The sequence below is a fragment of the Pelovirga sp. genome (assembly GCF_059864205.1).
The window spans coordinates 39,323-61,450 of record NZ_JCBCBS010000194.1; the positions used below are offsets into that span (position 1 = coordinate 39,323).

23 protein-coding genes and 1 pseudogene are annotated in these 22,128 nt (G+C 52.9%); 10 read left to right on the forward strand and 14 right to left on the reverse strand.

Going from position 1 to position 22,128, the window contains the following annotated elements; all coding sequences use genetic code 11:
* Window positions 1-95 precede the first annotated feature (95 nt).
* Window positions 96-380, forward strand: a complete 285-nt coding sequence (gene hgcB, locus AC6F7T_RS12250; protein ID WP_500719244.1) for a mercury methylation ferredoxin HgcB — start codon at window positions 96-98, stop codon at window positions 378-380.
* A 125-nt stretch (window positions 381-505) separates the two neighbouring features.
* On the opposite strand, the gene AC6F7T_RS12255 is transcribed toward hgcB, so the two are convergent.
* The 3 genes from AC6F7T_RS12255 to hflK form a co-directional block, all read right to left on the reverse strand.
* Entirely contained in the window at window positions 506-1,372 is an 867-nt protein-coding gene (locus tag AC6F7T_RS12255; protein WP_500719245.1) for a pseudouridine synthase, read from the reverse strand.
* A 141-nt stretch (window positions 1,373-1,513) separates the two neighbouring features.
* The gene (hflC, locus tag AC6F7T_RS12260) at window positions 1,514-2,446 is read right to left on the reverse strand and encodes a protease modulator HflC (protein ID WP_500719247.1); all 933 of its coding nucleotides are present in this window, start codon (window positions 2,444-2,446) and stop codon (window positions 1,514-1,516) included.
* Window positions 2,443-3,483: an FtsH protease activity modulator HflK gene (hflK, locus tag AC6F7T_RS12265; protein WP_500719248.1), complete on the reverse strand. Its 1,041-nt coding sequence runs from the start codon at window positions 3,481-3,483 to the stop codon at window positions 2,443-2,445. The genes hflC and hflK overlap by 4 nt, the downstream gene beginning before the upstream one ends.
* Before the next feature lie 221 nt (window positions 3,484-3,704).
* Between hflK and AC6F7T_RS12270 the strand changes: the two genes are divergently transcribed.
* On the forward strand, window positions 3,705-4,025 hold the full coding sequence (locus AC6F7T_RS12270; protein WP_500719250.1) for an MTH1187 family thiamine-binding protein: 321 nt from the start codon (window positions 3,705-3,707) through the stop codon (window positions 4,023-4,025).
* On the opposite strand, the gene rsgA is transcribed toward AC6F7T_RS12270, so the two are convergent.
* The 3 genes from rsgA to AC6F7T_RS12285 all read right to left on the reverse strand — a co-directional run bounded on the left by rsgA (window position 4,026) and on the right by AC6F7T_RS12285 (window position 6,555).
* The gene (rsgA, locus tag AC6F7T_RS12275; RefSeq protein WP_500719251.1) at window positions 4,026-5,036 is read right to left on the reverse strand and encodes a ribosome small subunit-dependent GTPase A; all 1,011 of its coding nucleotides are present in this window, start codon (window positions 5,034-5,036) and stop codon (window positions 4,026-4,028) included.
* A gap of 231 nt (window positions 5,037-5,267) precedes the next feature.
* On the reverse strand, window positions 5,268-5,978 hold the full coding sequence (locus tag AC6F7T_RS12280) for a 16S rRNA (uracil(1498)-N(3))-methyltransferase (protein ID WP_500719253.1): 711 nt from the start codon (window positions 5,976-5,978) through the stop codon (window positions 5,268-5,270).
* A 10-nt stretch (window positions 5,979-5,988) separates the two neighbouring features.
* The gene (locus AC6F7T_RS12285; RefSeq protein ID WP_500719254.1) at window positions 5,989-6,555 is read right to left on the reverse strand and encodes a cob(I)yrinic acid a,c-diamide adenosyltransferase; all 567 of its coding nucleotides are present in this window, start codon (window positions 6,553-6,555) and stop codon (window positions 5,989-5,991) included.
* 414 nt (window positions 6,556-6,969) lie between these two features.
* Here AC6F7T_RS12285 and AC6F7T_RS12290 point away from each other — a divergent pair, with 414 nt between their 5' ends.
* From AC6F7T_RS12290 to AC6F7T_RS12300, 3 genes are all read left to right on the forward strand, one after another.
* Window positions 6,970-8,628 carry an L-lactate MFS transporter gene (locus AC6F7T_RS12290; protein ID WP_500719256.1) on the forward strand — a complete coding sequence of 553 codons (1,659 nt, stop codon included), beginning with the start codon at window positions 6,970-6,972 and terminating at the stop codon, window positions 8,626-8,628.
* A 138-nt stretch (window positions 8,629-8,766) separates the two neighbouring features.
* Window positions 8,767-9,348, forward strand: coding sequence for an acetate uptake transporter (locus AC6F7T_RS12295; protein WP_500719258.1), 582 nt, complete (start codon window positions 8,767-8,769; stop codon window positions 9,346-9,348).
* 150 nt (window positions 9,349-9,498) lie between these two features.
* Window positions 9,499-9,819 carry a hypothetical protein gene (locus AC6F7T_RS12300; RefSeq protein ID WP_500719259.1) on the forward strand — a complete coding sequence of 107 codons (321 nt, stop codon included), beginning with the start codon at window positions 9,499-9,501 and terminating at the stop codon, window positions 9,817-9,819.
* 22 nt (window positions 9,820-9,841) lie between these two features.
* Here the strand turns inward: AC6F7T_RS12300 and AC6F7T_RS12305 are convergent, their stop codons facing one another.
* From AC6F7T_RS12305 to AC6F7T_RS12325, 5 genes are all read right to left on the reverse strand, one after another.
* Window positions 9,842-11,218, reverse strand: coding sequence for a sigma 54-interacting transcriptional regulator (locus AC6F7T_RS12305; RefSeq protein WP_500719261.1), 1,377 nt, complete (start codon window positions 11,216-11,218; stop codon window positions 9,842-9,844).
* A 24-nt stretch (window positions 11,219-11,242) separates the two neighbouring features.
* Window positions 11,243-13,210 (reverse strand): cache domain-containing protein, encoded by a 1,968-nt coding sequence (locus AC6F7T_RS12310; protein WP_500719263.1) that lies wholly within the window; start codon window positions 13,208-13,210, stop codon window positions 11,243-11,245.
* Window positions 13,211-13,358: 148 nt separating this feature from the next.
* The gene (locus AC6F7T_RS12315; protein ID WP_500719265.1) at window positions 13,359-14,750 is read right to left on the reverse strand and encodes an FAD-dependent oxidoreductase; all 1,392 of its coding nucleotides are present in this window, start codon (window positions 14,748-14,750) and stop codon (window positions 13,359-13,361) included.
* Window positions 14,751-14,797: 47 nt separating this feature from the next.
* Entirely contained in the window at window positions 14,798-15,157 is a 360-nt protein-coding gene (locus AC6F7T_RS12320; protein ID WP_500719266.1) for a hypothetical protein, read from the reverse strand.
* A 147-nt stretch (window positions 15,158-15,304) separates the two neighbouring features.
* The gene (locus tag AC6F7T_RS12325; protein ID WP_500719268.1) at window positions 15,305-16,096 is read right to left on the reverse strand and encodes a porin family protein; all 792 of its coding nucleotides are present in this window, start codon (window positions 16,094-16,096) and stop codon (window positions 15,305-15,307) included.
* Between the two features lie 176 nt (window positions 16,097-16,272).
* Between AC6F7T_RS12325 and msrB the strand changes: the two genes are divergently transcribed.
* Window positions 16,273-16,836 carry a peptide-methionine (R)-S-oxide reductase MsrB gene (msrB, locus tag AC6F7T_RS12330; RefSeq protein WP_500719269.1) on the forward strand — a complete coding sequence of 188 codons (564 nt, stop codon included), beginning with the start codon at window positions 16,273-16,275 and terminating at the stop codon, window positions 16,834-16,836.
* A gap of 193 nt (window positions 16,837-17,029) precedes the next feature.
* On the opposite strand, the gene AC6F7T_RS12335 is transcribed toward msrB, so the two are convergent.
* The 3 genes from AC6F7T_RS12335 to AC6F7T_RS12345 form a co-directional block, all read right to left on the reverse strand.
* Window positions 17,030-17,239, reverse strand: a complete 210-nt coding sequence (locus tag AC6F7T_RS12335; protein ID WP_500719270.1) for an RNA-binding S4 domain-containing protein — start codon at window positions 17,237-17,239, stop codon at window positions 17,030-17,032.
* A 3-nt stretch (window positions 17,240-17,242) separates the two neighbouring features.
* Window positions 17,243-17,914 (reverse strand): spermine/spermidine synthase domain-containing protein, encoded by a 672-nt coding sequence (locus AC6F7T_RS12340; RefSeq protein WP_500719272.1) that lies wholly within the window; start codon window positions 17,912-17,914, stop codon window positions 17,243-17,245.
* A 173-nt stretch (window positions 17,915-18,087) separates the two neighbouring features.
* Complete coding sequence (locus AC6F7T_RS12345; RefSeq protein WP_500719273.1) at window positions 18,088-19,722, reverse strand: ATP-binding cassette domain-containing protein; 1,635 nt, start codon at window positions 19,720-19,722, stop codon at window positions 18,088-18,090.
* Between the two features lie 459 nt (window positions 19,723-20,181).
* On the opposite strand from AC6F7T_RS12345, the gene AC6F7T_RS12350 reads away from it, so the two are divergent.
* The 4 genes and pseudogenes from AC6F7T_RS12350 to AC6F7T_RS12365 all read left to right on the forward strand — a co-directional run.
* Window positions 20,182-20,388, forward strand: a complete 207-nt coding sequence (locus tag AC6F7T_RS12350) for a hypothetical protein (RefSeq protein WP_500719274.1) — start codon at window positions 20,182-20,184, stop codon at window positions 20,386-20,388.
* A 448-nt stretch (window positions 20,389-20,836) separates the two neighbouring features.
* A complete protein-coding gene (locus tag AC6F7T_RS12355; protein WP_500719276.1) occupies window positions 20,837-21,229 on the forward strand; it encodes an iron-sulfur cluster assembly scaffold protein in 393 nt (130 codons plus the stop codon).
* Between the two features lie 32 nt (window positions 21,230-21,261).
* Complete coding sequence (gene plsY / locus AC6F7T_RS12360) at window positions 21,262-21,846, forward strand: glycerol-3-phosphate 1-O-acyltransferase PlsY (protein ID WP_500719277.1); 585 nt, start codon at window positions 21,262-21,264, stop codon at window positions 21,844-21,846.
* Window positions 21,847-21,858: 12 nt separating this feature from the next.
* Window positions 21,859-22,128 (forward strand): annotated as a pseudogene (locus AC6F7T_RS12365) (hypothetical protein); the annotation flags it as partial.

Sequence of the window (22,128 nt, forward strand, 5' to 3'; positions counted from 1 at the left end):
GGTCATGGATGACCCAACGGGAAACAATCGCGTCCCTTGACATAGAATCCGAAGATCCGGTGCTGAACAGTTACGATAGGTGAAAAGAAAATGTGATGAAAGATTTCCGGTATCTGAAAAATGTAGTGACACTCCGCCTGGACGGCAAGATCTGCATCGGCTGCGGCCGCTGCATGGAGGTCTGCCCCCACGGCGTCTTTACCATAGAGAATCGAAAAGCGCGGATTACCGACCTTGACGCCTGTATGGAGTGCGGCGCCTGCTCGAAAAACTGCGCCGTTGCTGCCATTACCGTCGCTGCCGGCGTCGGTTGCGCCCTCGGCATGATCAACGAATGGCTGCAGGGGCTCAACCTGCCGAGGACGGGCAGAGGGTGCTAGTTTCCTGCAACCCCTACGTTTCTTGCTGACCAGTCTAAACAAACGGAAAAGATGTGTCGCTCGGCAAGATCACGTGCGAACAGGTACCCCTTTTTTATTGAACTCCTTAGGAGCGTCCCGCCTTTCTAAAATTCAACGCCCAGATCTTCAAGAAAAGCTCTGAGGTTTTGCGGCAAGGGTGATGTGATTTTCACAGGGGTGTCGGTGAAGGGATCGACAAATGCCAGCTGCCGGCAATGCAGGAACAGCCGGGACAGATTATCGGGACAGGGACCACGGTAACGGCTATCGCCATAGAGGGGATGACCGATCTGTTGAAACTGACGGCGAATCTGATGCTGGCGTCCGGTGCCGAGTTCGATCTGCAGCAAGGATGCGCTGTCATTTGCGGCCACTAGCTGATAACTGGTGACCGCTGTTTTACTCTTCCCCTTGGCCGGGATATCATCGATCAAGGTGCCGGCAGTGGTTATTTTCCCTTTCACCAACGCCAGGTAGATTTTTCCAACCGGTGCGCTCATCATCATTTTGCCCAGGATCGAACAGCTCTTTTTTCCCTTGCCGAACAGCACGACCCCGGAGGTTTCACGATCAAGGCGTTGAATCGGGGCCGCGATGAAATGTTCCCCGCGGCGTTTGAGCAAATCGGCCACCCGGGCGGTGAGGTTATCCTCCTCGTGTCCCTGTCCGGCATGGGTCGCCAAGCCGGACGGCTTGTCAAGAATCAGCAGCTGCTCGCTTTCGTAGAGAACCGATACCGACATTTTTTCACTCTGCACGAGCAGATCCATCAGACGCCGGCTGTCAGGCAGCAGAATGCGTTCACCTGCAACCAGGGACTCATTTCCCGTTACAACATTGTCAGGCCTGCGGAATTTACCGTCGTTGAGCAATTTGCGCAGATAGGCCACCGGAGCGGCAGCAATCCGCTGCTGGAGAAAAACCTCCAGCGGCAATCCGGACTCGGTGGCGGTGACAATCATTTCAGGCATGGAATTTTCCTGACTATTTCAATAAACAGAAGATTATTTGTGACTTTGTGCAACAACAGGGGGGCGATCTCTAAAAAAACGCCGCCGACCAGCAAAGGCTGATACGGCGGCGCTTTAGGGTGGTGTTAATGAGGATACAGGCTAAAAACCGGCATCGCGCGTACGCAGGTATTTATAGTAATCGGAATCAGCGGAGATCACCAGTTTACCATTTTTGGTCAGGGTTTTCTGGTAGGACTCCATGGTCCGTAAAAACGCGTACAGCTCGGCGTCTTTGGAGTAGGCCTGAGCGTAAATAGCGGCTGCTTCGGCGTCGGCATTACCGCGCATTTCCAGCACCTTACGATGAGCCTCGGAGCGAATCCGCTGAAGTTCAAGATCCATTTCACCGAGAATATTGGCTTTTTCCCCTTCACCTTCGGAACGATAGCGGGAAGCGACCTGATTCCTTTCGTTGATCATCCGCTCATAAACCCGCTGGCGGACCTGCTCAACGTAGTTGATGCGCTTGATCTGCACATCGATCAATTCGATACCGTAGGCTGGGGTGCTGGCGCTGGCGCGCTCAAGAACGCCTCTAATAATGGTCTCGCGGCCGGTCATTTCTTCCACAGTGATTTCCCGCCCATCAACCTCAAAAGCCTCATCTGCCTCCGCCTTGTAGTCACTGCCGCGTACCAGTTCAGCGAGCAAATGACTGGAGACCGCATCGCGGACAACCGAGTCGATGATATTGTCCAACCGGCTCAGGCCACCGCGGATATTGGCTACTGTCCGGTAAAATTCGAGGGGATCGGAGATGCGCCAGCGCGCGGTCGTATCGACCCAGATAAAGCGCATATCCTTGGTTGGTATCTGGTTAGGCGTTCCGTCCCAGTTCAGGATCCGGCTCTCAAAGCGATTGACATTCTGTACAAACGGAAGTTTGAAGTGCAGACCTGCGTTGGTAATGGTGCTTACCGGGGCGCCGAACTGGGTTACAACCACCTGTTCGGCTTCATTCACTGTATAAAAAGCGTCCTGACCGATGAGAATGACGGCCAGAACGATGACTATGAGCAATCCGTTTTTCATCGAGGGGCTCCTTCCATATTTTTACGCAGTGGCAGCAAAGGGAGGGCGCCACCGTTGATATCGTCCATGATGTAAGTTTCATCGAGTTGGGGTAGGACGGCTTCCATGGTTTCGATGAAGATGCGCTGGCGGGTAACTTCCGGTGCCTGCTGATATTGGGCCAGCAGGGCCAGAAAGCGATTGGTTTCACCACTGGCGCGGTTAATCCGTTCAACGGCGTAACCCTGAGCCTCCTGAAGGGCCCGTTGTGCTTCACCGCGAGCCCGGGGGACTTCCTGGTTATACTGGGCGCGGGCCTGGAAAATCATACTTTCCTTTTGCTGCTCAGCTTCATTGACTTCGTTAAAGGCCCCTTTGACCGGATCCGGCGGAGTAACGTCCTGGAAACGAACGGTGACAATACGGATACCAACATCGTAAAGATCAAGGGTCTCCTGCAAGGTTTTTTCAATGATTGCCGCCAGAGAGACCCTTTCCGTAGTCAGGACTTGTGTAACGTTGGCGTTACCTACCGCTCTACGTACCATGGCTTCGGAGAGATCCCGTATCGTGCCGATGGGGTCCTGAATCGTGAACACATATTTATAGGGATCGCGAATCTGATACTGGACAATCCATTTGATGTCGGTCACGTTAAGATCACCGGTCAAGGTCAGGGATTCCTCTTCCAGGCCGCGGCTGGACAGGGCAGGACGCGCTCCCGGTTCGATCGAGCGGAAGCCGAATTCTTCCCTGAGTACCCGGCCGGTTGGCACCAGATAAACCTGATCGATGCCGAAAGGTACCTTGAAATGCAGCCCCGGCTCGGAGAAGCTTGCAAACTTGCCAAATCGCAGCACCACACCGGTTTCTTCGGTGTTGACCTCGTACATGCTACTGTAAGCACCGACAATGATCGCCAGCACAGCCACAATCAGGATAATGGGTCGAGCGCTCTTTTTCGGATCCAGTTGCATTTTCTCTTTGAAACGATTGGTTATTTCGATAACCTTTTTTTCCAGGTCTTCCCCGGAAGGACCTTGTCCCCAATTCTGCATTGCTACCTCTTTTTATCTGTGTCAGGGTTGATGAACGATGACTTTTCTGTGATTTAAGTCTGCCAAGAACAGGCCAATATAACAGATTTTTGTTTCTGGTGGGGGATTTTCGGTACCTTACGTGTGCTTTTTGCCACTTCAGGTGCTGGTCAGCGCTTCAGGGGATAGCTATACTGTCAGTATCAAAGCACAAACCCGACCAAGAAAAGGAGCCCCATATCATGAAGGTGATTGTCGATCTCTGTGTTGTCCCCCTGGGGGTGGGGGTCTCTGTTTCCAGCTATATCGCACGCTGTCAGAAAATCCTCGAAGAAGCGGGATTAAACATCAATCTGCACGCTTATGGCACCAATATTGAAGGCGACTACGATCAGGTATTTGCAGCAATCAAGCGTTGCCATGAGGAAATTCACGCCGCCGGCGCCCCGCGCATCAGTACCACCATCAAGCTTGGATCACGCATCGATCGGGAACAGACCATGGCCGATAAAATCCGCAGTGTTGAGGATAAAAAACGGCAGGGAGAAGCTCCTGTCTGGTAATTATGAGGCCCTCGACTTCTGCAGTGCCTGCAACTCATGCTTTAATTTGAGATAGTTGGCCAGACGGTCACGGTCAAGAGCTCCGGCAGCGGTCGCCTGTTGAACGGCGCAACCCGGCTCATGGTCATGGCTGCAATTGCGAAAGCGGCACCCCTGTGCCAGGGTGAGAATATCGGCAAAAGACTCCTCGAGGTCGTTACTCTCCCCCCACAGGTGCAATTCACGCATGCCGGGATTGTCCATCAAAATCCCCCCTTGTGGCAGCAGAAACAGTTCACGATGGGTGGTGGTGTGACGCCCTTTGCCGTCGGAACTACTGACCGCGGCGATTTTCTGACGATCCTCTCCGAGCAAACCATTGACGATCGTTGACTTCCCAACTCCGGAGGAACCGAGCAGCGCCACAGTTTGACCCGGTTTCAGATAGTGCTGCAGCGGCAGCAACTGGAGCGGCTCCAGCGCCGAGCAGACAAACACTGGAGTCGTGCCGGCAATACGTGTGACCTCTTTCACACAAGCTTCGGGGTCAGGGTGCAGGTCCGCTTTATTGAGAATCAACACCGCAGCGGCGCCACTGCTGCTGACCAGGGTCAGGTAACGTTCGATACGGCGCAGGTTATAATCCTGATCGAGACCACTGACGATGATGACCAGATCGATATTGGCAGCGATGACCTGTTCCTCGGCGCGCTGCTCCTTGCCTTTGCGCCGGCCGGAGATGTTGCGCGAAAATGAATTGCGGCGCGGAAGCAGGGCAACAATGGTGCCACGCTGCTGCCCTTGTGGGGCAATTACTACCCAGTCACCGACCACCGGCAGATCCGGGCGACCACCGGCATGATGGCGGATTTTTCCGGTAAAACGGACAGTCAATTCGCCAACCGAGGAAAGCACCCGGAAGTAATTTTTCTCCCCACGGATCACCCGTGCCGGCACATGATGACCATCATTCCAAAAGGCAAAGGCTTCTGCAAAATCTGTCGACCAGCCCCATTCTTCTAATATCATCATCACATTCCATTGGTTGATGGGCTGCTGATCATGCTACCAGCCCCATTGATCGAAAAAAATATGTAGCTATTCAGCTATGCCCTTGCGCAGGGTCGAGGGGCCTGTGACAAGGGTGTTTGTCGCCATGGATGGCGACAACAAGCGGTCATGGATGACCCAACGGGAAACAATCGCGTCCCTTGACATAGGACCCCCGATCCGGTGCTGAACAGATACAAAAACATATCAAATTCAGTTGATAAAACGCGACAACAGCGCCGGCACCGCTGTCTCCACAGTTAAAATCCGTTTTCCAAGATGCGCCGCGATAAAATTGGCTTCCCTCAACTTATCGATCTCATAGGGGATAAACCCTCCCTCCGGGCCAACCGCCAGGCAGGCAGGAAGCTGCGGTTGGTGGGGAAAGATGCAACCATCGCCCGGATGGGCCACCAGGTTAGTGGTGACGGCACTGATAGCAGGCAGGTCGTCCTCAACAAAGGGGCGAAAGCGCGGGCACAAAACCACTTGTGGTAGCACTGTGTCGCGCCCCTGCTCGAGGCCGAGACAAAGCTGTTCCCTGATCTTTTCAGGATGCAGCAAAGGGCTTCTCCAGTAATTTTTATCAACCCGGTAGCTATTAATCAGATAAAGGGACTTGACCCCCATGCTGCTGATCCCGCGCAATAGACGGCGCAACATTTTCGGCCGCGGCAATGCCAGAAGCAGTGTCACCGGCAGGGGCAGCGGTGGATCTTCTTCAAGATGGACCTCGACCGTCAGGGAATCACAAGTAATGGCGCTGATCACCCCCCGGCCAAGGCGGCCATTAATCCGTCCAACGCGCAAGCTGTCGCCGCTGTCCTTGCCCAACCAGGTAGTAATGTGATCGAAGCGCCGGCCACCTAGCCTGACGTGGTCATCATCAATAAAATCCTCATCCTCCAGCAACACCAGATTCATAATAGCTGCGTCATCGATGCTCCCCCGGTTGCCAGAAGATATCAGTGTTGCCGTTATCATTACTCAACCGCGCCCAGACAAAACACAGATCGGAAAGACGGTTGAGAAAGCCCAGGCACAGTGGATTGATATCTTCCATCTCTGCCAGGCAGACCAGTTCGCGCTCGCAACGCCGGGTCACGGTCCGCGCCAAGTGCAGCAGGGCAGCAGCGCGGGTACCACCGGGCAACACAAAGTTTTGTGCCGGTGTCAATTTTGCCCGATCCTCTTCAAGCCAGGTCTCAAGGCAATCGATCTGCCCCTGATGCACATTGGGAATCCGTGCGGCTTGCTCACTGTCAGCCGGGGTTGCCAGCTCACCACCCAGATTAAACAGTTCATTCTGCAGGCGCAGCAGCTTGTCCCTGATCCCTGCCGGCAACTCCTCACAACGAACCAACCCCAGCACTGAATTCAGCTCATCGACGGTACCGTAGGTTTTTACCCGCTGTGATGCCTTAGATACCCGCGTGCCATCAACCAGGCTGGTCTGCCCTTTGTCGCCACCGCGGGTCATGATCTGATCGAGTGTTGGCATATCTTGAATCTCCTTGAGAATCCGTGTTGGACAAACATACGACTTATCAGTCTACGTAAATATCGGCGTCGTGACCAGCCCCACAAATTTGCAATTTTGCAAAAAACTGGTCAAGGAGCTTCACGAATACAAACCAGTGTTTTTATTGCACGACTTGAAAATTCAATATTTTTAAATTTTTCAATAATTTCAAATATTTAAAAATATAACCTTTTTTCTTTTCAGCATAAAAAGAACCCCCTTCTATTCCTGAAAAAACTTGCAAATCTGCGAAAAATTCGTTTAGGAGCCTTTTTCACGCAGCCGGAAAAAACGCTACAACCTCCTGTTATAACATCGTTTTTTTATTTTCACAGATTGGCACGTAGGTTGCCTTAAACAAGGACATCCAATCACACACCCAGGAGAACTGCCATGGCAATCTGCCCATACTTCGACCAAGACCAAAAGTTCTGTGATGTCGGCGAAGACTATATTTCCCCTTACGACGTTGTTGCCATGTCCCATTACTGTTCGAGTAGATACCGGGAGTGTGAAAAGTTTCCGCGCCTGACGGAACGCTATCCGGATGTGCTGACACATGCAGGACTGTACGACAGAACACCACAGCCCCCTGCCACCATGCAAACGGCTTACTGTCATGCCGAACCGGCGCAAACCGCAACCAACGCAAAAGCTCACCACCCCCTGACCATCAAATTCGGCAACAAATGGCCTTTGTTCCATCGCCTAAATCGTGTCATATCCATTCAGCATTCTAATGTGATAACACCCAAGGAGAGAGAAGAGATGCAAACCCAACCGATCAAGAACCGCGGCTTTCAAGTCGTCCTGGCTGGACTCGGAATCAACCTGGCCCTGGGCATTCTTTACACTTACAGTATGCTCAAGGGTGAAATCGACAACATGTTCGCCGGATCCGGCGACCCCTATGCTACCGCCTGTCTGGCCTTTGCCTTATCGATGATACTTGGCGGCAAGATGCAGGACAAGGTTGGTCCACGGATGACGGCCATCCTCGGTGGCCTGCTGGTCGGTGCCGGATTTATTGTCTGCTCCCTGACTTCAAGCTACTGGGGCTGGATCTTTGGTTTCGGGGTGCTGGCCGGTCTCGGCATCGGCTTCGGTTACTCGGCCGCTACACCCCCGGCGCTGAAGTGGTTTTCGCCGGCCAAAACCGGGATGATTGCCGGTATCGTCGTCTCCGGTTTCGGTATTGCACCGGTTTACCTCGCGCCCCTGTCTCAATACTTGCTAAGTCAATATGGCCTGCATAGCACCATGATGATTCTTGGCATCGCCTTTATCATCTCTGTCTGTGGCATGTCGATGCTGCTCACCAACCCACCGGCAGGTTTTTCAGCCGCTCCCCAGAAAGACGCAGCAAACACCACCAAAGTTCCTCCGGCTGCTGTGGCGGCAGATGTGGGGCCGGCTCAGATACTCAAAGAAGGGCGTTTTTACACCCTGTGGCTGACCTTCTTCATCGGTGCCGGTGCCGGCCTGATGGTCATCGGCAGCATCGCCGGCATCGCCAAGCAGAGCATGGGTGAAATGGCCTTTATCGCCGTCGCCGTCATGGCCCTCGGTAACGCTGCCGGTCGAATTGTTGCCGGCCTCATGTCAGACAAGTTTGGCCGCGCCACCACCCTGACTTTGATGCTGGCTTTCCAGGCGGTCCTGATGTTTGCCGCTATTCCGATTGTCTCAAGTTCCGGTTCCGGAGCTTTGCTGGTGACCCTTCTGGCAACCTTTATCGGTTTCAACTATGGTTCCAACCTGTCCCTGTTCCCCTCCTTTGCCAAGGATTTCTGGGGATCCAAAAATTACGGTATGAACTACGGTATTCTCTTTTCTTCCTGGGGCATCGGTGCCTTTGTTCTGGTCAAAGCTTCCTCGATTCTCAATGCCAAGTATGGTGGCATGGAAAGCTCCTTCATGGTCGCTGGAGTGCTACTGCTGGTCGGAGCCATGATGGCCACGTCCCTGCGCCCACAAAAAGTGGCCGTACCTGTCACCGAACCGGTGTTTATCGAGGAAGAAGATCTGGTTCTGGAAAAAGTACGGGATTAGTCATCACGCTTCTTGGTGCTCATTAGTGATCATCCGGAATACCCGGATGATCACTAATGCAATTTTCGAGTCGGGAAACAAGAATAATTGGACAGCCCTCTTGAGAATAGGGCTGTCTTGCCTTTGAGTGGAGACAACATGATGGCACCATCGCCCCAGGCTATTCAGCACGAACTGCCGGGTCCGGCCCTCCTGGCTCTGGCTGTTTCTCTGCTGATCTACCTGTTCAGCCTGTTGGGACCCTACAGTCCACCGGTGCTGTTAAGCGGCATCCTGCTGATGTGTGGTGGTGTGATTCAACTCACCTATGGCTTACTCAGCCAACAACAGGGGCACCCGCGCGCGGCGGCAACACTGCTCCCCTTCGGGTTTTTCTGGCTATCGCTGATCAGTTATGAAATCTTCCCGGAAATGGGGATCGGTCGTCATCCTAATGCCATTACCATGTTTTCTTATTTAAGCCTGTGGGCTTTGTTTGCCGCTATTCTGTTTCTTGGCAGTTTTCGCCGCAGCATCGCGGTGCAAACCCTGTACGGTACCTTCATGTGCTCTTTGCTGGCCCTATCGATGAACCACTTAAGGGACGATCAGATCTTTTTATTCCTCGGTTGCCTATGCGGCCTTATCGCTGCGCTGACTGCTCTGTATATCGCCGTTGCTCAAACTATCAATAAAAACATCGGACGGGAAATCCTCCCTTTAGGGCATTGGAACGACTAGTGGCAGGAGGAGAGTGAATGACGCTCTTGCCTCAAACGATGTTTTGAGATATTTTTTTGTAACGATCTCATCTGCTATTGATTTCTTTTTCACCGGCGGCAAATAGCATATTTATGAGCATAACGGGGTAGAATGAGTCCTGCACAACAAATGACACTATTGGGGCTGGTTGCTCTGGCCTACTATGCCGTTCTTGTGGCATCAGGTGCTGTCAGCACCGATGTCATGCCCCAGTTTGTCGTTTCGGCGGTGATTTTTCTGTCATCAGGACGTTTGCTGCGCGGTATGGCACGCAATCATGTCAAAGAAGAGCGCAAAGACGTCAACGGCAAACCCCGCCCGGAGCCGGACTGGGCACGACGTACCCAGATTCTCAACTGGGTGATGGTTGTGCTGATCATGTGTGCCCTGGGGCTGTGGATTATGAAACCGGTGGGTGTAACCTTTTTTGAGATGTTTGGGTTCGGCTGATCCGATGAATAGTCTGTGAGGATTAGCGGCTCTTGTCGCCTATCAGATCCTCCTTGCGTAATCCGTATTTTTTCATCTTGCGATAAATCGTCGCCATATTCATCCCCGCCTTGGCGGCCACCTCTTCAATATTTCCCCCGGCAGCATTGAGCAACTGCCGCAGATAGTCGATTTCAAAGCGTGCCAGGGCATTGTTGTAATCATCACCGCCTGCGGTTCCCTCTTCAATATCGATAAATTGTGACAGGGTGGCCAGACTGATCTGCTGCTCAGTTTCAATGGTAATACAGGCCTCGATAACATTTTTCAGTTGACGGATATTGCCTGGCCAGTTGTACGCACTGGCTGCCTGCTGTGCCTCTGCCGACAATCCGCTGATATTGGTGCCAAACTTGCGGTTCTGTTCACGGATTAAGTAGGAGGCAAGGAGCAGAATATCGGGCTTGCGTTGGCGCAGGGGCGGCAGGTGCAGATTGATAACGTTAAGGCGATAGAACAGATCCTCGCGAAAGGTGCCCTTTTGCACCTCTTTTTCCAGATCGGAATTGGTTGCGGAGATGAGTCTGACATCCACCCGCGTCGGGGTGGTATCGCCGATGCGCCGGAATTCCTGCTCCTGCAGAAAGCGCAGCAGGGTTTTCTGGACATTGAGAGGTAAATTGCCGATTTCATCGAGGAATAAGGTGCCCCCGTCGGCGGCCTTTAACAGTCCTTCCTTGTCGGCATCAGCACCGGTAAAGGCCCCTTTTTTGTGACCGAACAGCTCACTCTCCATCACTGAGTCGGGAATAGCGCCGCAGTTAATGGCAATAAAGGGTTTGTCCTTGCGCGGCGAATTGTAATGAATCGCCTGGGCAATCAACTCCTTGCCGGTGCCCGATTCACCGGTAATCAGGGCCGAGGTATCACGCACTGCGACCTTTTTCACCTTCTCAAGCAACTGCTGAAGAATCGTCGAGGTTCCGATGATCTTGTCAAAATTGAACTTGCCGGCAAGCTCCTGGCGCAACTGCTCATTCTCGCTGAGCAGTTGGTTATGCTTAAGGGCGTTGCGTACCCGGAACAGCAGCTCATCCGGCTCAAAGGGCTTGGTCAGCATATCATAGGCCCCCCTACGCAGGGCCTGAATCGACATATCGACGGTGGCAAAGGCGGTAATCATAATAACCGGGGTATCGGGTTCCCGGGCCTTGATCCGCTGCAACACTTCGAGGCCATCAATGCCCGGCATCTTGATGTCGCTGATAACCAGATCCCAAACCCCGGGACGGAACATCTCAACCGCCTCGAGGGGATCAGTGAAGGTGCGCACAGCATGGCCGTCATCCATCAACACGGCTGCCATCATGCGGCACAGCCCTTCCTCATTATCGATAATCATGATCTGTTTTACCGACATTCCTAATTCCCCTGACGTATCATATCAATATTCCTCACGCACCAGCGGCAGGCGGATAATCACCCGGGTGCCTTTGCCAAGCTCCGAATCGATGGCAACCTGTCCCTGGTGCATGTCGATGATCTGCTTGGTAATTGCCAGCCCTAAGCCGGTTCCGCGCGCTTTGGTGGTAAAAAATGGTTCAAAAATCTTGTCCAGATTCAACTCGCTGATCCCTTCCCCCTGATCAGCAAACTCAATCCGGATATATTGGCCATCTTCGAGGCGGGTTGACACCCTGATCTGTTTTCCCGGTTGCGAAGCCGCTCCGGCATTAAGCAGCAGGTTAATGGCGACCTGGCGCAACTGATCACCATCAGCTGCAATCATCGGCAGATGCTCGGCGAAATCCTGAACAATGCTGACATGGTTCATATCGATATGGTTTCCGGCAAAATCGATTATCTGGCGCAGCAGACGATTGATATCGGTCGGCTCCAGAGCCGGTTTGGGGGTACGGGAATAGCTGAGCAGATCCTGCACAATCTTTTTGCAGCGCTTACTTTCCCTTTTGATCTCGTGAATAAAATTGTAGTTGGGATCATCTTCAGAAATCTTTTTTTCGAGATAACCGGCATAACCAAGAATCACTCCCAAAGGGTTGTTGATTTCGTGGGCAACACCCGATGATAACACCCCGAGGGATGCCATTTTCCCCTGCTGCGCCAGGGCTGCTTCCATCTCCTTATTTTTACGCAGCATGCGGGTCATGCGGTTAAAAGCGATAGCCAGCTCCCCGAGTTCATCCTGACTTTCCACCGGCATCTGCTCATCGAGCCGCCCCTGACGTACCCTGCGAATCACACTGATCATGCGCTGGATCGGATCGGTCAGAACCTTGGCGGCCAGGGCGAGCAAGGCAGTGGCGACAAGGCCGATAATCAACGGCAGTAGCAGTACATGCAAGGCAATCCGCCACTTGAGATCGTTGGCAGTACGATAGAATTCGTCCTCATAGCTGCCGACGGCGATAATCCAGTCCCAAGGTTCAAAATAACGGTAACGGACGATTTTCATCCGAGCTTTTTTATCCTGCGGGCCGTGCCATGGGTAGCGAATCCAGCCGTCGCGCTGCTGCGTCATTTCGGCAATAAAAGCCCGACCTTCCGCATCCGTGGCGGCAAGGAGATTTTCCCCTTCGGCATCCGGATGAATGGTCAGGGTGCCGTCACCGGTCATGGCGTAGATGTAGCCGGTCTGACCAACCTTTTTACTTTTGATCTGCTCGCCCAACAGCTTCAGAGCGCCCTGCTCAAAGATCGGATCATCATAGGTCTCATCCAGATAGCCACCGGCAGCGACTATCCAATCCCAGGCATGACAATAACGAAAAGCGACAATCTTGCGGCGCGGACGCCGGTCACCAAGCAATTCATTGTACCAGGGATAGATGGTGTAGAGAACATCCCCCGGCTCACTCGCCAGGGCGCGCCGTTTCATATCACGGATAAAAAACCAGCCGTTTTCATCCTGCACATCACTGATATCTTCTCCTTCGCGCGCAGGATGAACGGTCAGGGTGCCGCCGCCGGTCATAGCAAACAGATAACCACTGGTGCCGATACTCACTTCCTTGAAACTGTTCCTCACTGCCTGTTGCGCCGACGCGAGGTCGATCTGGCCAATCTTCTGCCGGCGCTGCTGCTCATTGATAACACCAAAGGCCAGTTCAACCAGGCTTTTCATCTCCTGTTCGACGATTTTCTTCTTGTCGTCACGATACACTTCAAACTGGCGGTGATGATTTTCCAGCAGATCGAGGGTAAAGCTTGCCATATGGTCGAGGTCAGCGCGACTGACTTCAGTCAGCCCTTCATAAGCCTGACGAGTGGCGACGTAACCGATAATGGCACCAAGCAGAAAAATCGGCACGATCACTAAAGGCAGAATAACCACCAGCATTTTCCAGCGAATTTTCAGATTGCTGAGAAACCTGGAAAAACGTCGAATCATGAAGCCTCATTGTCAGTCAGAATTGCCGAACAAAATCTGTGACTTTATAACATGAGTTGGCAAATGGAGAAAGGATCAGGTGGCGCGAACACCCGATTAAATAAAGCAGAGAGGGGGAGTGAAGCTCCGCTTGTGATAACATGCTGCTTTAGAGCAATCCCTGCACCTGGGCATTATCACGCGCTGCCTGACGCAGGCCATCACTGATGCTCGGGTAAACATGCACCGTTGTACTTAAATCAACCACGGACAGACCGAAACGGATCGCCAGAGTCGCTTCGTGGATGATGTCCGCCGCGCGCGGGCAGAGCATCTGCACACCTAGAATCTTGCCTGATCCCTGTTCAGCGGTGAGCAGTACGCCGCCGAGCATTTCTCCCATGACATGGGCCTTGGGTACCCGCTCCAGGTCAACGTAGGTTGTTACCACTGTGTAGCCCTGTGCTTCGGCCTGGGTTTTGGTGAGACCGACGGTGGCAAATTCAGGGTCGACAAACACGGCCATTGGTGAAAAACGATGGTCGATGGAATGGTTACCACTCGGATCCAGCATATTTTTAACGGCGATCTGGGCTTCCCGCGCACCGGCCGGCGCAATCATCGGCGGTCCGGTCACGTCGCCGGCGGCCCAGATACCCGGCACACTGGTACGCAATTGGCGATCAACTGTAATAAATCCACCCGCATCGGTTTCCACGCCAATCTCCTCCAGCCCGAGATTTTTAGTGACTGGCTGGGTGCCGATGGCGAGCATCAGTCGCTCTGCGAAAAAACCCACTTCGGCGCCGTTCAGCAAGGCAAAAATGCAGGTGCTATCGCCGTGTTTCTCGATCCGCTGAGCTTCGACATTGCAGAGAATCTCGACTCCTTCCTGCTCGAGCATCATGCGGAACTGCTCGGTCAGGCGCAGGTCAAACTCAGCCAACAGCCGCGGACCACGCTCGAGGATGGTGACCCGGGTACCGAAGCGGGCAAACATCTGCCCCATCTCCAGAGCAATGACACCACCACCGAGAATGACAATCGATTGGGGAAAACAGGGAAGATGCAGGGCATTGTAGCTGGTGAGAAAAGTGACGGTATCAAGACCGGGAATCGGCACAACGCGAGGTTCACCACCGCTGGCAATCAAAATGTGCGGAGCCGTATAGGTGTTACCACCGGCCTCAATTTCATGTGGAGAAACAAAATGCCCCCGTGCCTTGATGACCTTAATATTGGGTGATTGATCCACCTCACGCTGATAGTGGGTTTCACGCACCGTAACAACCGCCTTCTGTTTTAACGGCATCAGGGTCCCACAATGGGGGGAGCCAGCCTGCAGATTCAGACCCCAGCTTTCCCCTTTGCGCGCGCCATGATACATCTCCGCCTTATGAATCAGGGTTTTACTGGGGATACACCCCCAGTTGACACAGGTGCCGCCCAGGTGTGATTGCTCAAGCATGAGAACTTTTTTACCGGCAGCGGCGGCAATACGTGCACCGGCAAAAGCGGTGGTACCGGCACCGAGAACAATCAGATCAAAAGCAGTGGGCATGGTTTCTTTCCGTCAACAAGGCAAGGGGATCAACAGGGTAGATCTACTCAGTTATCCGTGCTCTGGTGCTGATGTCTCAACTGGCAAATTTCCAGTTTAGCCTGGTAGAGATCGCGAAAAATCAAACTGGACCGTTCGAGCATCTGTTGATTATAACTACCGAATAACTGGCCCAGGCCTTTTTTAATCTCATCGAACTGATGCTGGGTCAAATCAGAAGGCAGTTTCAGCGACAATTCGGGGACATCCTCAATAAAATACGTTTCGATAATTTTTTCAAGTTCTGTTTTCAAACAATTGATCACTTCCGGGTTCTGATCGGGTGGATGCTTCGCCAGTGCCTCATCAATAATATCTGCTACCTGCACTTGCGATTTTTTTATCGGAATCACTTTTGCCGCCATCATCGGATCCTTTTTGCTACGCTCGGTTATTCAGACAACAACCTCCAACGGCTACAGCATAACGGATAATGGCTGACGGATGCAAAACGGCCGCCCCAAAACGAGTTGGAGTGGCCGCGCCATACAAAGCAATAATCGCATCAAACTGGATCAGAAACGCACCAGCAACCCACCAAAAGGACCGGAAAATTCTGTTTCCACGAGCAGGTCACTCTCATCAATCTTCAGATCAAAATAACGATAACCGGCGTAAATACCCATCATCGGCAGGGGTGAAAACTCTACTTGCGCTTCGGCATCAAGAAAATAATTCCGATCGTATTCCATGTAGCCAACCCGCCCAACCAGGCCAATAAAATCGGCCAAAGCGGCACGTGCGCGCAGCCCGATGGTCGGTATGGGTGCCAGAGCAGATGCCTTCTCCTCAAATACCAGTCCATTCCCTGTTGACCCAAGATTCCTCAACATGACTTCGGCATCGACAACTTTGACTGCCAGTTCCAAACCAAGTTGCAGCCTGGTTGGCAGATCGTCCAGATTGACCGGAAAATAGGTGTAACCGATATCGTAAAGAGCGATATCCAGTTCACTTTTTACCCGATCATTCGCAGCAAACGTATTCTCATTGAACTTCTTCGCAACCTTGAGGGTACCCGTGCCGGAAAAACTGATGGGCAGATAATTGAAAGAAAGGCGGGATTTTCCCATGTTCAGGGCAACCTCTCCGGTGAAATCCGTACTATCGTCCAAATCAAGGTCGCGGCGAACGTCGATTTTCTGGCCGCTATCGTTACCGTTTCCGGCGATAGAGCCTTTCAGACTAAGGAACTGATAGCCTGCCTTGATCGACAGCAACTCATCAGCAACAGCGGTTGAGCTCAGGGTGAACAAAAACAACAGGACGGCAGCCAACGAAGCGATCACTTTACATTTGGGTGGCATGGCTCTCTCCTTGCCGGACGGGGTTTTGACAGGAACTAACACAGTTCAGGAACAGAGGTCATTATTTTTAATATTAATTCCGGGGAGGCCACTTTTATTTGATGACTTGCATTTAAGTGAATTGGTGCAGGATAATATGACCACAAAGGTCAATTATTACGCAAAGGACTTGGTCCATGAACATTTCTATGACCAGACGACAGCTGTTGACGCTACTGGTGTCGCAGTTGGGGATACTGTGGTTAGCAACACAGGGGTTTTCACAACAACCGCCAAAGGATAAAACAATGGACACCAGCAGTTCAACCGTCAGGCTTTTTTCCGTTGAAAAGAGTGCCTATATCGAGGTGGAAAAAATGATCCGCAACGAGGCTGAATGGAAGCTGCTGCTGACGCCACAGCAGTATAAGGTTCTGCGCGAAGAGGGAACCGAACGCGCCTTTACTGGAGCCCTGCTCGAGAACAAGGAGCGCGGAATTTACCGCTGCGCCGGTTGTGGCAATGACCTTTACCACTCCGACCACAAATACGATTCCGGCAGTGGCTGGCCGAGTTATTATCAAGCCGTTGCGCCGGAAAATGTCGCTACCCGCCTCGACCGGCGTCTGTTCATGACCCGTAACGAGCTGATCTGCCGTCGCTGTGAATCCCACCTGGGGCATGTGTTTAATGACGGGCCCCTGCCGACGGGCAAGCGCCACTGTATCAATTCAGCGGCCCTGATCTTTCACCCGTTATGATGGTTTTTTGTAACTATTCAGCACTATCCTTGCGCAGGGTCAGGGGTCCTGTGGCAGGGATGTTTGTCGCCATGAATGGCGACAACAAGCGGTTATGGATGACCCAACGGGAAACAATCGCGTCCCTTGACATCGGATCCGAAGATCCGGTGCTGAACAGATACGGTTTTTTTAAGGACGGAAACGCAGGAAGCTAAACAACTTTTAGCCGCTCTGTGCCATATTCAACGATACAACCGGTGCGGATTTTACAGCGTTTACGTAGCTCGACCTGGCCGTCAACCTTCACTTCTCCGGCGGCGACCGCCAGTTTGGCGCTGCCGCCACTCGCACATGCTCCCGTCAACTTAAGCAGATCGCAGAGTTCGACAAAGGGGCGTCCATTCAAATCAAATATTTCCACTGGTTATCCTTTTTTTCGGGCCACCCAGACGGCATGGCGATAACCACCTTTACCGGGGCGCTCAACCCGGACAGAAAACCCGGCAGCAGCAAGACGCTGTGCGAAGGCGCTATCGGGATTTTCTCCCCAGACGGCCAGGGTTCCCCCCGGCTTTAAGGAGGTGCGGGTGCGTTCAATCGCGTGGCTGCCGTAGAGCGGATCATTGCAACCATCGGTGCGGGGATGAGGGCCACGATAGAGATCGAGGATGACGGCATCAAAAGTGGCTGCCGGAGACCGGCGAATCAGCTCGGCAACATCGCTGATCACCACCTCAACCCGCGGGTCGGCGGTCGCGGCAGCGGTTAATTCAGCCAGCGGGCCGAGACACCAAGTGTGAACGATGGGGTTCAACTCCGCGACAATCACCTGTGCCGTAGCGGGAAGCTGATCGAGCACGGCGCGCAGGGTGATGGCCATCCCCAGCCCGCCGACCAGCACTTTCGGAGCGGGGTGCTGCTGCAGGCCCTGACAGCCGAGCGTGCCCAGGGCGATTTCCGAGCGTTGGGCTTTGCTGTTCATCAGGATCTGGTTACCAATGGTGATGAGAAAATCCCCGGTGCCGCGTTGCCGCAGTTCGAGGGTTTCACCGCTCTCGGTCAAAACATGATCAAGGGTTTTCCAGGGCAGGGCCACGCGTGATTTCCTTCTATAATTGTAACTATTCAGCTTAAGTATAACGAGCGCCTATCAATGGGTATGTTTTCTCTTGCGAAAAGAACTCGCTTCGCTCAAACAATTTTCGCAGCGTTCAAGCATACCCATTGCAGGCTTTTTCTTTTAAGTTTCCCTAGGTACTGAATAATCACCTATAATTTTAAATCGACAACACCCTGGCACAGCCTGGCCCGCAGGGCGGCGATGTCCGGATTGTCGAGATATTCGTCAAAGCTCATGACCCGGTCGATAACCCCGTTCGGGGTCAGTTCAACAATACGGGTGGCGGTTGTCGCGACAAACTTATGGTCATGGGAGGTAAACAGGATCACTTCAGGAAAGCTGATCAGACTGTTGTTCAGGGCGGTGATCGATTCCAGATCGAGGTGGTTGGTCGGCTCATCGAAAAGCAGGGCATTGGCGTTGGTCAGCATCATCCGCGCGAGCATACAGCGAACTTTTTCGCCACCGCTTAACACCGTCGTTGCCTTGGTCGCTTCATCGCCGGAGAAGAGCATACGGCCAAGATAACCGCGGGCAAAGCTCTCCCCTTCGCTCGGGGCGAACTGCCCCAACCAGTCAATCAAACTCATCTCTTTGGCAAAATAACTGCTGTTTTCCTTAGGGAAATAGGCATGAGTGATGGTGACGCCCCAGCGGTAGCTGCCGCTGTCCGGCTCCAGCTCGCCGGCCAGAATCTGGAACAAGGTAGTCTTGGCCAGACTGTTACCACCGACAAACGCAATCTTGTCTCCCTTGTTGACGATCAGGTTCAAGCGATCGAGCACCTTGACTCCGTCAATGGTTTTGCTCAGGTCGGTGACTTCGAGAATGATATTGCCGCAGGGGCGCTCCGGCCTGAAGATGATGAAGGGATATTTGCGTGAAGAGGTCGGTAAATCATCGATCTCCAGTTTGTCGAGGAGCTTTTTGCGTGACGTTGCCTGTTTGGCCTTGGAAGCGTTGGAGCTGAAGCGAGCAATAAACTCCTTGAGTTCATTGGCCTTGTCACTCGCCTTTTTGTTGGCATCCTGCTTCTGTTTGAGAACCATCTGACTGGCTTCATACCAGAAATCATAGTTGCCGACGTAGGTACGGATGGTGCCGAAATCGATATCAGCAATATGGGTGCAGGCCTGGTTGAGAAAATGCCGGTCGTGGGAAACGACAATTACCGTATTCTGGAAGCGACCGAGAAACTCCTCCAGCCATTGAATCGATTTCAAATCCAGATTGTTGGTCGGTTCATCAAGCAACAGGATATCAGGGTTGCCAAACAGGGCCTGGGCCAGCAGGACCCGCACCTTGTCGCCACCTTCCAGTTCTTTCATCTTCTTCTGCCGCAGGGCTTCGGGGATGCCGAGACCGTTGAGCAATACTGCGGCCTCCGATTCCGCATCGTAACCGTTTAATTCGGCGAATTCCGCCTCCAGTTCGCCGGAACGGACGCCGTCAGCATCGCTGAACTCCCCCTTGCTGTAGATCGCTTCACGTTCGACCATCACCTCATAGAGTTTTTTATGCCCCATGATGACTGTGTTGAAGACGGTTTCTTCGTCAAAGGCAAACTGGTCCTGGCGTAATACCGCCAGGCGCAACCCCTTGTTGATGGTGACTTCGCCCCTGTCAGGCTCGGAGTCGCCGGCAAGAATTTTAAGAAAGGTCGATTTTCCCGCACCGTTGGCGCCGATCAGTCCATAACAGTTGCCGGGGGTAAATTTGATATTGACGTTGTTGAAAATAATCCGCTTGCCATAGGCCAGGCAGATGTTTGTCGCAGTTATCATCGTTGCTTCTTTCTCTTTACGGATCCAATAGAAAAAGACCACCGAGTCAATCCCTGTGGTCTTCGTGCCGGCAAGCTATAGCATGTATTTCAGAAACGGGCTAGAGCAAATCACAGGCCGGTGAATAGTGTCCTGGTTACCACACATGAATCCTTTGTCTGCCCTCGTCCGTTAGTGCTATATTGGAACGTGTTGTGCCGGTTATGTCCGAAATTTAGTTATTTGGTTATCCACTTCGCTCCAGCATAACGGTTAGAAGTTCGCGACCGATGCGACCTGCTAATAATCTGGATCCTGCGACTTCGCGCAGGATGACAAAGAAGCACCTTTATGGAAATGAAAGAGCGTCATTCTGCGCGGAGCGAAGCGTAGTCGCAGAATCCATATCCTGTTTTCTGATTTACTGGGGTCAAATAGATAAGCAGATTTAGTTATTCAACGACAAGAAGGATGTTACCGATGGATATACTTCAGGTTTACCTGTTCGGATTCCTTGCTGCTGCTGCTTTATCCCTGGTCTGGTCCTTTGTGCTGGATAATAACAAGCCGCCGACAACCCGGGAGTTTACCCTTAAGTTACTGGCACGATTTGCTTTTTTAGCCTTCATGTTTGCTGTCATTATTGGCTTTTTGTACCTGGCCATTGGGCTGTTCCGTACCGAGTAAATGGGCGACCACGCTGTGCTCTGATAGGGCCATCTGCGATTTGTCATGAAGGAGTTCCTGCTGATTAATCCGGTCTACGAGATCTCTGCCTTGAGAAACGCCAGCCTTCTGGGGTCGCTGATTCTGGCCAATCTCCCCTCCACACTATCATGCTGACATCACCGACGACGCCTGTCAGCCCGTCGCTGTCGAGGCGGGGAACTCTGGCTGCAGATGTAATTTTGTATTTGTTCAGCACCGACTCGGGGATCCTATGTCAAGGGACGCTTTTCGTCATCCATGACCGCTTGTTGTCGCCGTCCATGGCGACAAGAACCCCGGCCCTGCGCAAGGACAGCAGTGAATAGTTACGTAATTTTTACTTTTAGTTGCAGCGCCGCCACCATCAGGGCTAAAATCCCCTTTTTCCTGCAGGGTTGTTTTTTCATCTGAACCAACGGGTAAGACTGTGTATACCGAAAAAGTCATGGAGCACTTCAACAATCCTCGTAACGTCGGCATCATTGCCGAACCGACGGTGCTGGTGCAGGTCGGTGAGCCTTCCTGCGGTGACGCTCTGCTATTGTCCCTGAAAATCGACAACGACCGGATTGTCGATGTAAAATACAAGATCTATGGCTGCGGAGCGGCCATTGCTACTGCTTCGGTCGCCAGTGAAATGGTCATGGGGCTGGCCCTGGATGAGGTTCTTAACATCAGCGATCAAACGATTGCCGATGCCCTCGACGGGCTGCCCCCGGAAAAAATGCACTGTTCCAACATGGCTGCTGGTGCCCTTCACGGCGCGATCCGCGAATATCGTAAAGCCATCGCCGTTGAGCATCCGGGCAGTGCGAGCTAAGACTGTTACCCTCTTTTTGGGAGAATGAATACATGCTGGTTGTTCTGGCCATCTGTGCCTATCTGTTCGGCGCCATCCCTACCGGCCTTATCTTGACGCGCCGGCTCGGCAAGGAAGACATCCGCAAAGCCGGCAGTGGCAACATTGGTGCGACCAATGTCTACCGAGTGGCCGGGCGCAAACTCGGCATTATCACGCTGATTGGCGATTGCCTTAAGGGTGTAGTCCCGGTGGTCATCGCCCAGCAGGCATTTGACTTGACCGGAACGGCTCTGGCGCTGGTGGCATTGGCGGCTTTTGTCGGCCACTGCTACCCGGTATATCTGGGTTTCAAGGGGGGCAAGGGGGTCGCTACCGCCCTCGGGATTTTTCTGGTGTTCTCTCCGCTGGCGGTGCTGACGGCACTGGTCGTGTTTGTACTTTTTTTATGGCGCTGGCGCTATATCTCTCTGGCATCCATCGCCGCCGCAGCCGCTATAGCCCCGGCGATCCATCTTACCACCGGCTCGTGGCCGATCTTTACTGTTACCCTGGTCATCGCTGCAATTGTCATCTGGCGCCACAAAGACAACATCAAGCGCCTGCGGAGCGGTACGGAAAACCGCTTTAACTTTTAGATCTCTATATCTATGCGTCGGCTTTTACTGGTCCTGATTATTCTGATAGTTCTGCTCAGCTGTGGATTAGCGCTTGGCGGTTGGTGGCTGCTGACAACCCCGGTCACCCCACCTGAAACCGTAACCCTTGAGGTCACCCCGGGAAGCAGCCTGCAGCGAGTAGCACGCCAGCTTGAACAACAAAGAATCATCAGCCATGCCTTATTGCTGCGTCTGCTGGCCAAATGGCACGGCCAGGAGCAGCAGATTCAGGCCGGGCACTACACCTTTGCTCTACCAGCC